This window comes from Enterococcus spodopteracolus, from assembly GCF_030441955.1.
Classification (GTDB): Bacteria; Bacillota; Bacilli; order Lactobacillales; family Enterococcaceae; genus Enterococcus_B; species Enterococcus_B spodopteracolus.
Genome location: NZ_JARJHD010000092.1, coordinates 1 through 512, shown reverse-complemented (window position 1 = coordinate 512; position 512 = coordinate 1). Strand labels below are relative to the sequence as shown.

The following is a 512-nucleotide window of genomic DNA, read 5'->3' as shown; positions in this document are numbered from 1 at the left end:
CCGCTGCTCTTCTGCCCATTTCCGCGCGGCAGGGAGTAGAAGCGCTCAAAGATGCGCGGCAGCGCATAATCAGGAATACCGGCACCGCTGTCGCTCACCGTGATGACTATCTTGTCGGCTTCCTCTGCGGCGCGCAGCACAATATTGCCACCAGCAGGTGTAAAGTCGATGGCATTATCCAGCAGGTTTCCCACCGCCTGCGCCAGCAGCTCTTTATCACCCGCCACCACCGCATCGTTGGCTTCAAAAACAAGGTTTAGCGCCTTTGCCGCTGCCACCGCGCTTCGCTCCTCCTGCAATTGCTGAAACAACACACTCATCTCAACAGGCACAAAGGCGATCTCAAGACGGTTCTCCAGCTTCGCCTGATGCAGCAGCTTCTCAACCAGGCGCTGCATACGGCCATTCTGCGCAAGAATATTCTCCGTAAAGCGGATCGCGACTGGCTGGGGAGGATGTTCACGCAGGATCTCCGCCGCGCCGCGGATCGCCGCCAGCGGGCTTTTCAGCTC

Annotated in this window: 1 protein-coding gene; it reads right to left on the bottom strand. The window is 58.8% G+C overall.

What is annotated here, in order from left to right; all coding sequences use genetic code 11:
* Nucleotides 1–512 (bottom strand): ATP-binding protein (locus tag P3R27_RS14695; RefSeq protein WP_301399162.1); only part of this gene is annotated, 512 nt, incomplete at both ends.